The 12,653-nt window shown below is 48.4% G+C and carries 11 protein-coding genes; all 11 read right to left on the bottom strand.

The window, feature by feature from the left end:
• The coding region (locus tag E5331_RS09960) for a cysteine peptidase family C39 domain-containing protein (protein ID WP_275441157.1) at positions 1-523 on the bottom strand (523 nt) is incomplete at its 3' end.
• The gene (locus E5331_RS09955) at positions 520-2,820 is read right to left on the bottom strand and encodes a TonB-dependent receptor (RefSeq protein ID WP_135985983.1); all 2,301 of its coding nucleotides are present in this window, start codon (positions 2,818-2,820) and stop codon (positions 520-522) included. The genes E5331_RS09960 and E5331_RS09955, both read right to left, overlap by 4 nt.
• A gap of 30 nt (positions 2,821-2,850) precedes the next feature.
• Positions 2,851-4,305 carry a radical SAM/SPASM domain-containing protein gene (locus tag E5331_RS09950; protein WP_168355199.1) on the bottom strand — a complete coding sequence of 485 codons (1,455 nt, stop codon included), beginning with the start codon at positions 4,303-4,305 and terminating at the stop codon, positions 2,851-2,853.
• Between the two features lie 421 nt (positions 4,306-4,726).
• Positions 4,727-5,098 carry a hypothetical protein gene (locus E5331_RS09945; RefSeq protein ID WP_123484298.1) on the bottom strand — a complete coding sequence of 124 codons (372 nt, stop codon included), beginning with the start codon at positions 5,096-5,098 and terminating at the stop codon, positions 4,727-4,729.
• A gap of 224 nt (positions 5,099-5,322) precedes the next feature.
• Positions 5,323-6,954 (bottom strand): hypothetical protein, encoded by a 1,632-nt coding sequence (locus tag E5331_RS09940; RefSeq protein ID WP_123484299.1) that lies wholly within the window; start codon positions 6,952-6,954, stop codon positions 5,323-5,325.
• 144 nt (positions 6,955-7,098) lie between these two features.
• Positions 7,099-8,151 (bottom strand): tRNA preQ1(34) S-adenosylmethionine ribosyltransferase-isomerase QueA, encoded by a 1,053-nt coding sequence (gene queA / locus E5331_RS09935; RefSeq protein ID WP_123484300.1) that lies wholly within the window; start codon positions 8,149-8,151, stop codon positions 7,099-7,101.
• A 19-nt stretch (positions 8,152-8,170) separates the two neighbouring features.
• Entirely contained in the window at positions 8,171-8,938 is a 768-nt protein-coding gene (gene truB, locus E5331_RS09930) for a tRNA pseudouridine(55) synthase TruB (RefSeq protein ID WP_123484348.1), read from the bottom strand.
• 68 nt (positions 8,939-9,006) lie between these two features.
• Entirely contained in the window at positions 9,007-9,834 is an 828-nt protein-coding gene (locus E5331_RS09925) for an undecaprenyl-diphosphate phosphatase (RefSeq protein WP_123484301.1), read from the bottom strand.
• A gap of 9 nt (positions 9,835-9,843) precedes the next feature.
• Positions 9,844-10,128 carry a DUF3098 domain-containing protein gene (locus E5331_RS09920; RefSeq protein WP_338033517.1) on the bottom strand — a complete coding sequence of 95 codons (285 nt, stop codon included), beginning with the start codon at positions 10,126-10,128 and terminating at the stop codon, positions 9,844-9,846.
• 93 nt (positions 10,129-10,221) lie between these two features.
• Positions 10,222-11,100 (bottom strand): cell division protein FtsX, encoded by an 879-nt coding sequence (locus E5331_RS09915; RefSeq protein ID WP_123484302.1) that lies wholly within the window; start codon positions 11,098-11,100, stop codon positions 10,222-10,224.
• 260 nt (positions 11,101-11,360) lie between these two features.
• A complete protein-coding gene (argH, locus tag E5331_RS09910; protein WP_123484303.1) occupies positions 11,361-12,653 on the bottom strand; it encodes an argininosuccinate lyase in 1,293 nt (430 codons plus the stop codon).

Here is a 12,653-nt window from a genome sequence, read left to right as displayed (position 1 = left end):
GAAAGAAATACCTCTTATATTGCCGCAGATACCCCATCATGAAACGGAAGGAACGTCGCTCCGGCTTCCCCTCCCTTATGCTGCCGAACCTATCGTTCGGTTCAAGGAACATGGCAATCCCTTTCTCAACGCCATTACTCTCTGTGGATATCCAATGCTGTTTCATTTCCTTGATATCACACCTGTATTTCCCTTTACCCGGATCCGCTATCCAGAAACGGGTATGCCTGTCACTTATCTTGTAAAGAACCACAAAATGATTCTGGTTCCAATGAAGGATGCAGGGCAACGGAACCTCATACAAATCGTCAAGAGACACTTTCCCGGCAACCGAATCCATACCCAATTCAATGCTCAGGTCATGAAGGGCCTTCAACGACACACCCTCCCTGGAAGCATGACATAGACTTTCCAACCAGGATATGGAAAGCCCTTTGTCATAATGCCGGCATATCATCGCCATGCATGCCACGCCACACTGCATGCCGTCATGCTGTCTGACCACGCGAAACCTGTCCATCATTTATGCAAAAGACCCGAATCGTTATCCCCATTGGAGAATTGTGGACGGGCCCTGTTCTTGTTCCTGCCGAACGAGATATTCCATGAAAACAGCAGTGAGACATAATTGGCGCCATCACGGATATCACATCCCCTCTCGGCGTAGACAGGTGCATCGCTGACGGTATACTCGCTCTCGCGGAAACCCTTCCCGAAAGGCATGAACCACTTGAGTCCCACCGACAGATCCGGCACAGGACGGAAATATGCCATGACATACCAGCATTCCGCCCTTGGACGGATCAGCTGCCCGTCGGCTATTTTCCCGGGATACTGATAGAAAGCGGAGAATGACCATCTGTCAAGGTTCAGCGCCAGCTGCGACATCCATTGGAACCTGTGTCCCTTCCAGCTGTATTGGGGATTCTTTCCGTTTACCTCCGCAAGGATCACACGATTCCAGAATGTAAGCTTGTTGTTGCCCAAAGGGCATATTGTCATGTCAAACTGCCCTGTAAGTGCCTCGTACCTGTCAAGGTTGACCACTGTCTCAAGCATATATCTGTCGGTTGCGGTATATTGGCTGCATATCATATCCGGCGAGTTGGTATAGCCCAGACGCAACGACGCATACGCGTAGCGGTTGTTGAAGTTACCCTGAAGGTAGAGAGAATGCTCCTTGTATGGACTGAGGAGGGAATTGCCATGATACACGAGACGCGTGTCGAGCCACTGTTCCGTCTCACTGAGCTGGGCTATGCTCGGGACACTGCCCGTATATGAGTATCCGCCTATCAGTTGGAAGGCCCATCGCGGACGCCACGTGAGCTGCAGGCGCGGTGACGGCAAAACCATGTCGTATGGCTTCTCCAGCAAGCTTGTGGAGATGTGGTATGCGGAAACCCCCATCACCGCATACCAACGCAGCTGTTTCCAGTTACCGATCCATGTGGCGTTCATCCCCAATGTGTTGGTGGTCTTGTAGAATGGGGTGACAGCGTCCACATAGCGGCTGTGCTTGTAGGAATCGAACACGGCGACCGACAGATAGCCGGCCTTATTTTTAGGCAACTCATACTGCACCTCTCCGAACACACCATCAAGGTTTGTGTCATATTCTGAATGCGAGTCCATGGCATCCGGCCTCCCGTCTTTTGCAAACTCCCGGTATGAGGAGGTGTACTTTGTATCAAAGTGCTGGTAGTTGACATTCCCAAGAATCACACCATACCGCTTGTTTTCACCAAGCTGCTTCTCGAAATAGTTCGCGACATTGTATTTGTTGTAGTTCGACTTCAGGAAATTGTGCGCATCATATTCACCGAGATTTGATGTGACAGACTGACGTACATTCTCATTCAGCCGGTTCCACGACGCACCAACCTGAAGATTATAGAGATAGTTCCCCTCCCTGTTGTTCTGAAAGGATAGGGACAGATTATTGTTGTCGTCATCGCTTTTGGAATCAAGGCCTCTCTTTACCTTCTCGTAATCCACACCGTCATGGCTGTATGACAGACGCTCGTTCTGCCTGTACTTGTCATAGTGGGCATTCCCTCCGGAATAGAGCAGCGAGAACCGAGACCGGCTGTAGTTGTAATAGAACGCCGCGGAGTTGTATCCTTTCAATGGATAGAATGCCTGGTCCACATCCATCCCGAAATTCCCTCCGTGAAGCTTGGATTTTGTGCGCACGTCAACCACCGTGGCAATACCTTGCGCGGCAAACCGGGCCGGTGGATTTCGGTAAAGCTCTATCCTGGAGATATCCTCCTTTGAGACCGTCTGCAGCTCCGACATGGTGGTCTCGACCCCGTTGAGCAGGAATCTCACATCACTGCCACCTTCATAGAATGCACCTCCCGATGGAAGCACCGTAAGATGGGGAATCTCGTTCAATGCCTGGTAGAAGTTGGGATAACGGTTCATATCTGCCATCGGGATACGGTAGGACAGGCGGTCGCCAAAATCCTTGACATTCTCGGGGGTTATGACAACCTCACTTAGAAGTGCGGCGGGTTTCAGTACGATTGTGTCGGATGGGTGTGCGCCTATCTCTATCAGTCTTGGGGAACAATTCTCGGCATCGACCATGATCTTTGCAAAACCGGAATCCGGCAGCGACAGGATACCCCTGTCATTTATCCTGACACTCCCCACGGAATCATTGTGTTCCCCGTAGAGCATGCAGGTTCCCGAAGTGACAGGGATGCCGGGGGGATTGATTATCACTGTAATGTCGCGGGCATAAAGTCCGGTTGAAATGAAAAGCGCGGCGAGAAGCATCGCTGCATGCTGCAGGTTATGGTTAATTCGCATTACTTTATTTATTAACGGGTTGAATTTTGCTTACAGTATCAGGTCACACTTCTCCGCCATAGGGCAGCGCGGATCAGGGAACGACAATGGCTTTCCTGTCTTCCTTATGTCCAGATAGCAGATTCTCTTGCCGTATCCTTGCCGGCATTCCGTGAACACCTTACATCCATAACAAGGAGAGTCTGAATTTATTGTATCCCGGCTTAGGGAATACAGGTCCGTTGCCTTGGGAGAGTTCCATATTTCACGTACTGAATTAACGTGAATATCTCCGAGAATAAAATCCTCATCCTCATACAGCATCTCGCAGACACTGCATTTGCCGTTGGCAAGTATCGACAGGCTTGTGGTGTTGGCAAGACAGATCTGGTTGGAGATGACAAAATCTTCCACTCTCTCCGTCCGCCTCAGGCAATAGCCCTCTTTCGTTATCTTGTTAAGTCCGACATAAAATTTCATGCCCTCCTGATGGATGAAGTCATATATGTCTTTCAAATCCGTATTGTAGACCTCCAATCCCTTATATTCAGACTGCTTGTAGGGCGAAAAGAACGCGGGGGTAAGGACCCATTCCCTGACTGAACCATATCCACAAAGGAAATCATAGAGGGACTTTACTGTACAGATGTTGGAATTATGACGGGTGAGTACACTTCTTATGAGAACTTTCATCTCCAATTTCTCAGCATTTAAAAGAAAATTCTTCACTTTATCTAAATAATTGTTCGGGGCAGCCACCATTTTTTTCAATATTTCCTCAGAACATGAATCCAACGAGAACTGAATCTCGTCATACCCCAACCCCTTAAGAGTGACGATGCTCTCCCGGCCTATAGGTGTCTTTGTCGACAGATATGGGAAATAGCCATATTCCCTAAGCTTTTTAAGAATTATCATCCAATCCTTACGGGCAAATACATCCCCACCTGTCAGGGTAATGTTGGTTACCCCACCTATATATAGCTCATCGATCAGACCAAGGATTGTATCTGTGTCCATCAGTGGGAGCAATGACCTGTTGGCATAGCAATAGGCACAGTCTGTCGTGCATTGTGTGGTGACCATCAGATTTACAGACAGAGGCATCTCCGGTCTTTTTATGACATAATCCGAGGCAATGTCAAATTCCGGTGATTCCCATACATTCACATCCACCTTGAGATCACTTCTGACCAATAGATCCGGAGGAAGGTTCACTGAATGGGTTTCATCAATCATAAAGTTCTTACATTCCGGATTTTCAGTCAATTGTGTGATGAAATTATTTACAGCATTCCTGGAGATACCAAGTTTACTTGAAATACGGGTCAGGGACTCCTCTGTTTCAAAATCCCCGATATGCGCCAGGATAAAACCCATGAACGAGAGGATGCAGAATGAGTCGAATGTTTGGCTGCTTCTGTCAATTACACGTGTGGACTGGATCAGGTATGAACAGTTCCTCTCATTACGTACTGCGTATTTGGGAGATAGATGTATGAACATATTGGAATTAAGTAATATAATTGAAGACAATCTAATCATTCCCCCGAAATGATTTAGTTCAGAAATGTTTCAAAATCGGCACACATGAGGACTATATAATCCGCATGTGTACCTTAAGAGGTAACAACTTATGTTGTCTGAGCAGCTCCTGAACCACTGCAATTACATGTGGGTCCTGTAACCGGTGTATCAGTATTAGTTGACGGTCTCTGTGCCGCTCCACTATCACAATTACAAACCCCCTCATCTGTGGATCCTTGAGCGGCACCGTTCTTACAATTGCATGTTCCAACAGCACCGCCTTTTATCTCTTCCATTTCTTGAAGAAGCAATTCCTCAATTTGCTTGATCTGCATAATCTTAATTTTTTAATCGTGAAACAATTAAATTATAAAACTCTAGACGATTTTGAGATTGATTATCAAAATTGCAATATTCCGGAGAAGATAGAACCGTCATCTGTTACGCATTGAACAGTGTATTCGCCGGAGAATGTCGGAATATCTATGTATGGTTCTTCCGATGTGACATAACAGGAGAACTCGCATGCCTCTTCCCGAAGGATATTTACTGTCATGCCATATATATTTTCAGGTATGGTGAACTCCATGTGCCCGATGCCATAGCGACATTCTATAAATATACGCGAAGGTGCTTTAGGTCGATCTCCCGGATTGCGTTCATGCAATATTTCAGTTTTTTTATTCGATGTACTGGCAGTGGAATCTGCAAATACATTGTATGAACAAGCGAGGAGAGATGTGAGAATAATCAGGTATTTGAATCTATTCATGGGAATAATTAGGTTTGGTTTGACAGCAAAGTTATAGTTATTTTGAGATAAATCCAAATTTTTAGCAGTAAAATAATTTGGTGCGCACTATTTTAACAAACTAAGTATCAGTGCATTGCAAACGCACCAAAATTAAAAATTTGGTGCACACGCAATACGTTGATACTCAATAGGGTCAAATCCATTAAAACCAAATGGATTTTATCAAATAGCTAAATATTTGGTTATAGGAACGACAGATAACGCTCCTTCTTATCATCATCGAGCCTCTTTAGTTTATCTTTAAGACGACGCCTGCGGTCATAAATAGCGTTGACCTTACTCTCTTTCAGCAATAGGGTGATGGCAACTGACGACAAGTTCAGGACCGAGAAAAGGAACAGGCAATAGTCTGCATCTTTCAAATCAGGCAAGTCGTTCCGAAAATCTGTCATCAGATTATCATGGATAAGATCCACCTGCTTCTCCAACTCCGAGATCTTATCCCCGGATATTGACAATTCCGAGATCAACGATGATAACCGTTCCGTCAATCCCCTTTTTGCATTATCCGAGCTTTCATTGATCAGGCCGCATAACTTATCAAGAAGCGTAAATTTAGAATCCATCAGATCCTTCAGAATGGTAATTTTAGCTATGCTATCCCCATCCCTCTGGTCAAGCATCTCCTGAAGCTGCACTGCAAACGATACCTTCTCCTCTATCTTTTTCTTTTGCCTTGAATATATGAGATATGCTCCACTCGAAATCATGAGAACCAACATCATACCCACAATAAGCGACATATAGAATAATCGGTTTGACAGCTCCAAGTCCTTCTCGGCATTACTATTGGTTAACGTGTAATAATCTGTCACCGACATAATCAACCCATTATCCTTATTATCCCTAAAATTTCTATTTAAGAGATATTTCTCTTTTTCAAGATTATCTAATGCCTTTTCTATTTCCCCTTCTGCTTTTAACACATTATATGCAGCATAATAATATATTATGCTGTCAACACACGAAAGCTGATTAAGCATTTCTCTTGCCATACCAACATTCCCTATCTGAGAATATGCAACCACCATAAATGCGGAATCCCTATAATCACTCCAGCCATTTTCACATAATATCCGGTAATGCTTCAATGCCTGTTGTGGCTTATCACTGCCGAAATAGGCGGTGGCAGCCGATTTCTGACTATTCTTATAGAGAATTGAATCCCTTGCGGCAAGCGCAATGTCGGCAACAGAATCCACTATCTCGCAGGCACGTTGATAGTTGCCGGAATTATGGTATGCCCGTTCAAGGTCAAGCAATGAGAAATTCAGATATGGCTGCACGCCGGATTTCCTGAAGTATTCATATTCCTTCTCCGCGTAGGCAACCTCCTCCTTTGAATAGAATGTCTCCGTATATACATCCGACACCCCACGAGCTGACATCCCTGCCCAGAAATAATCTCCCGACTCCTCCGCCAGCTCCATCGCCTTCATAAACGATATGACCGACATCGAGTAATTGCCGGAATTAAACTTCACCGCACCATGATAATAGTATGCCTTCACCAGACGCTCCACGTCATCCCTCAGCCGGTAATAATCAAGCGACTTTGAAATCAGTGAATCATTATCCGGATTCATGTAGTTCTTTTCAAGTGCCTGCGTATAGAGGAGTCCATAGAGAGCCTTGTCACAATCCTCTCTCAATCTGCCGGCATCAATCTCCTGCAATATCGACAATGCCGAGTCGGGACTCGCCTGCATGACGGCATCGGCGACGGCAAGACGATCCTTTACCTCCGGAGGTGTACAGCCGGGAAAAAACGTGAGTACGATCAACGCAATCAAGGAAATATATATCTGCTTCATCTGCTTATTCAAGTTTATGATGCAAAGTTAGCAAAAATCGCTCACATCACTCATATCCGGAATCACATCCGGATATAATAAAGACGGTCCGGACAATATTGCCCGGACCGCCGTAGATTCTGTCTTCTTGCAGGATGAGCGGCATCAGCGGAGAATCAGCATCGCGTCGCCGTAGGCTCCGAAATGATATTTCTCCTTCACTGCTATGTCGTAGGCCTTCATCACGAGATCGAAGCCTCCGAATGCCGACACCATCATCAGCATAGTGCTCAAAGGCATGTGGAAATTCGACACGAGTGAGTTGCAGACCGTGAAATCGTAGGGGGGGAAGATAAACTTGTTGGTCCAGCCCTCGTAGGTCATCAGATGACCGTTCATGCAGACAGCACTTGCCACGGCACGCAACACCGAGGTGCCGACGGCACAGATATTGGCGTTGCGGTCTTTCGCCGCATTAACCATCTCCACAAGTTCCTCGTTGACAAACATCTCCTCCGAGTCCATACGATGCTTCGTAAGATCCTCAACGTCGATATCCTTGAAATTGCCGCGACCGCTGTGCAGAGTGAGGAATCCGCGCTCCACACCCTTTATCTCAAGACGCTTCAGAAGCTCACGGCTGAAATGCAGACCGGCTGCCGGAGCCATGACCGCACCCTCATTCTTGGCGAAGATACATTGATAGCGGTCGGCATCCCAATCCTCCACCTTACGGGTGATATATTCCGGGAGCGGTGTCTCCCCAAGATTGTAGAGTGCCTGCTTGAACTCATCGTGCGGGCCATCATAAAGGAAGCGCAACGTGCGGCCGCGAGAGGTGGTGTTGTCGATCACCTCAGCCACCATCGAATCATCGTCGCCGAAATAAAGCTTGTTGCCTATGCGGATCTTCCTCGCAGGCTCCACAAGCACGTCCCAGAACTTGTTCTCAACATTCAGCTCACGCAGAAGAAACACCTCTATACGTGCTCCGGTCTTCTCCTTGTTGCCATAGAGACGTGCCGGAAACACCTTGGTGTCGTTGAAGATCATGACGTCGCCGTCATCAAAATAATTGAGAATATCCTTGAAAATATGATGAGAGATCTCTCCCGTGCGGGAGTCCACTACCATCAGACGGCATTCATCGCGGTTTTCCGACGGATATTGGGCTATCAGATTTTCAGGAAGTTTGAATTTAAACTGCGATAATTTCATATTTACATTAAGTTAGCGATCAGGCATTCTCTTGCTCTTCGCCTAATTCCACTGTTTGTCGGTTAATAATATCCTCTTTTTTCCACTCTTCGGGATAGGTCAGCGGTGTGGTGCCGATTGTCTCTATCGCGTCGGCGATGGTCAAACAATCCTCCACCCTCACATTCCCCACACGGGTGCGGCGCAGCCCGGTCAGATGTGCCCCGCTGCCAAGAGCCTCTCCGAGATCACGTGCGAGGGCGCGGATATAGGTGCCCTTGCTGCACACGATCCGCAACGTGATTTCCGGCATATCCATGCCAAGAAGCTCCATCTCTTTTATATACAACGGTTTTGCCTTCAGTTCCACCTCCTTCCCTTTGCGCGCGAGGTTATAGGCGCGCTTGCCATCTACCTTGACGGCGGAAAAGACCGGGGGCACCTGCATGATCTTCCCTATGAACGTGGGGATGATCTCCTCCACCCTCTCGCGGGTGATATGTTCCCACGGGTAGACGGCATCCACCTCTGTCTCCAGATCGAAACTCGGTGTGGTGGCTCCCAACCGTATGGTGGCGACGTATTCCTTGTCGCCGTTCTGAAGCTCGTCGATGCGCTTCGTGGCACGCCCCGTGCATACGATCAGCACTCCGGTGGCAAGCGGGTCGAGCGTGCCCGCATGTCCCACCTTAAACTTCTTCAGATGCAAACGCCTCTGGATCGCTCCCCTCACACGCTTCACAGCATCGAAGGAGGTCCAACCCAAAGGTTTGTCGATTCCTATTATTTCTCCTGTTATGAAATCCATTCTCTCTTTATGAAATCCATTCTCTACGGCGGCTTTCACCGCATTTCTTCTCTCAGGGGAGGCTATGATCACTGCCAGAGGAGACAGATGATGCCCATTATAACGCAATATACGGCAAACCACACCAGCTTACCCTTCTTCACAAGCTCAAGCATCCATTTGCAGGCGCAGCATCCCACCACGAATGAAGCCACAAAGCCGATGATGAGCGAGAGGGCTCCGACCGAGTTTTCACCCTGTGCTGCCGGATCGCCTATGATATCCTTAATGTCAAGAAGTGCCTCGCCGAGTATCGGGATGATGACCATCAGGAATGAGAATGATGCCACCTTATCTCGTTTGTCGCCGAGGATAATGCCTGTGGCTATCGTGGTGCCGCTTCGGCTAAGTCCGGGAAGCACCGCAACCGCCTGCGAACATCCGATGATGAACGCATCGAGCCAGCCTATGTCGCGACCTTTGGAGGCACCGTATTTGGAAATCTCCCTGACTCCGGTGAAATGCGCGAAGGAGAGAAGACAAGCCGTGACCAGAAGGCAGATACCCACCACGGTAAGACCACTCCCGAAGAATCCCTCAACATAATCCTTGAAGCAGAGTCCTACGATCGCCACCGGTATGCAGGAGAGGAGTATCTTGCAGACGTAGTAGAAATCCGCATCTCGCTTGAACGTGAAGAAACTTACACACAGCTTCCTGAACATCGGCCAAAGCACCACTATAGTGGAGCATACTGTCGCAGCATGCAGGATAAGGTCGAATTGAAGCACTTTGTCTGACGGGAGATCTATTCCCAGAATTTCGCGGAATATCTCAAGGTGTCCGCTGGAACTGATCGGAAGATATTCCGCCAGTCCCTGTACTATACCCAATATAAGGGCATCAAGCCATTCCATAATGTCTGTTTATTTATTTTTTTTAGGAGTGTAGACTATCGCGAATGCCATGAGCAGGAAGCCGAGGAACGAGAGTGCCGGACCCACGACGATGCGGCGCGTGCTGAAGATCTCGGGGTTAAAGCCATTCTCCACCGTGCTACCGCCCCCGCTCATGAGGATGAAGCCGAGCACTATCAACGCAAGACATCCCCCCATCATGTAGTAATTTTTCTTTGAGAAGGGTTTCTCATCTGCGGTCATTCTCTCAAGTCCCTGCGGGTCTTTCTTCTCTATATCAATATTCAATGCCATTTTCTGTTTTATATATTTGTTATGTTATGCTTATTATCGTGTCAGTTTGCAATATCCTCTGTCTTGGCTACCATGCCGGGAGTATCGGAAGGATCATTTGAACAGTTCATCATAATCCTTGCGTAGATAGCGTGATGTAGCCATCCATGCCGCCATGCCACACAACAGTATACCGGTGAGTGCCAATCCCGCCGCGACAATTCCAAACATCTGCCAGCTTATGCTCGCAGCAATCTCCCCGAACCCTGCCCCCGGCGCGGCTATGAGCGACAGCCCGAGCAGACATGAGGAGACCAGACCCGCCAACAGTCCGGAGATCATATTGTCGTTGACAAACGGACGGCGTATGAATCCATTCGTAGCCCCGACAAGCTGCATAGTGTGTATGGTGAAACGGCGGGCATATATGGCAAGATGCACCGTGTTGTTGATCAAGACGAATGATATTATCACGAGCACAAGGGCAATAGCACCCAACACTATGGAGAGACGCTCTATGTTGCGGTTCATGCTCTCTACCATAGCGGAATCCGGCAACACCACGGATTCAACTCCCGGCATCGCTGAAATCACCTTCCCGATGGAATCTATGCGAGCCGCAGAGGAATAGTCGGCATTCAGCGAGAATGTCACTTCCGGCGACAGGGGATTTACCCCGAACAATGCCTCAAGATCCTCCCCGGTGTCATCCTTCCAATGCTGCAATGCCTCTTTTTGGGAGATCATCCTCACGCTATGTGCGTAGGGCACCCCTTCAAAGACCTTGGCAGTCTCCGAAGCCAATGAGTCGGTCACGTTGTCTGCCATGACCACGCTGACCTCAAGCCGCTCACGCAATTTTCGCGTCTCTGTGGCGGCTCCTATCGAGATGAGCGAGATTATACCTATAATTACAAGTACGAGCGTCACGCTCACTACCGTGGTGAGATGTGCCGCCCAATATGAGATTTTTACCTCTTTATTATTTTTCATGAGTCCTGCTGAAGAACTGGAAACAATGATGCAATCTGACAATTGCCAGATCAGCCATCAGTTGAAGCCAATGCTGACAAAATCGCCTACAAAGATAACACTTTCAGACCCCATTTGTCAATTTTTTACCGCATTTTTTCTCAAAAAAGCACAACTATACCTATTTTACACCATCAATTCCCTGAATTTATCTTAAAAGAGGGCACCTCATCCGGTATTCATCCGGATAATGTGCTCTCTTAGGAATTTGTTGTGGCGGATTATTTCAGCTGCGCGAGCAGACCGTGCATCTTCTCCGCGATAAGCCCGTTTGCCGGGTTGCCGATGCTGCCGAGATGCGTGTGGTGCACCTCACGAGTCGGACGATAGGTGCCATCCTGCACCGAGAGACCCACCTGACGGTAGGCATCGCGGAAAGGCACACCCTGGAGCACAAGACGGTTGACGTCTTCCACCGTGAAGATATAATCATAACGGGGATCATCAAGTATCCCCTCCTTCACCTCTATATGTGCCAGCATGAAGTCTGCCATGTCAAGACATTCTATGAGCTGCGTGGTGGCGGGGAAGACGATATCCTTCATCAGCTGAAGGTCGCGGTTATAGCCGAGAGGGAGATTTGCTGTCAATATCGTCAGTTCGTTGGGCAACGACTGGAGTCGGTTGCATTTGCCTCGCATTATCTCAAACACGTCGGGATTCTTCTTGTGAGGCATGATGCTCGATCCGGTGGTCAGTTCATCAGGGAATTTCACAAACCCGAAATTATTGCACATCCACATGCAGACGTCCATCGCCAAGTGACCGAGTGTGGAGGCGACTGCCGCTATCGCCGACGCCACGGCACGCTCCGTCTTGCCACGGCTCATCTGTGCCGCCACGACGTTGTAGTGCGGATTGGCAAACCCGAGAAGCTCCGTCGTCATCTCCCTGTCGAGTGGGAAGGAGGAGCCGTAGCCGGCTGCCGATCCGAGCGGATTCTGGTTGGCAATGTTGTAGGCTGCCACGACCATCTGCATGTCGTCGGTCAACGATTCGGCATACGCGCCAAACCATAGTCCGAACGACGAGGGCATCGCCACCTGTAGATGTGTGTAGCCGGGCATCAGCTTGTCGCGGTGCTCCTCCGAAAGCGACTGCAAGCGGTTGAACAGACGCTCCACGCCGTCGGCTATGCGTCGCAACTCATCGCGGAAGAAGAGTTTCAGATCTACAAGCACCTGATCATTGCGGCTGCGTCCGGAATGTATCTTCTTCCCTATATCGCCCAGTTTGGCAGTCAGAAGGAACTCCACCTGTGAATGCACATCCTCCACGCCATCCTCTATCACAAATTCACCCCTCTCTATAGAGTCGGCAATCTCCTGAAGAGCAGGAAGGAGCTGATCAAGCTCACTCTTCTCAAGCAGCCCGATCGATTCAAGCATCCGGATATGAGCCATTGAGCCTTGCACGTCGTAGCGTGCAAGACGGAGGTCGAGCTCACGGTCAAGACCGACCGTGAAACTTTCTATCATTTTATCGGGTTCGAAACCCTTGTTCCATAGTTGCAT

Source organism: Lepagella muris (assembly GCF_004793975.1).
GTDB lineage: Bacteria > Bacteroidota > Bacteroidia > Bacteroidales > Muribaculaceae > Lepagella > Lepagella muris.
The sequence above is the reverse complement of the archived record's forward strand: the minus strand, read 5'-3'. Positions and strand labels throughout refer to the sequence as shown.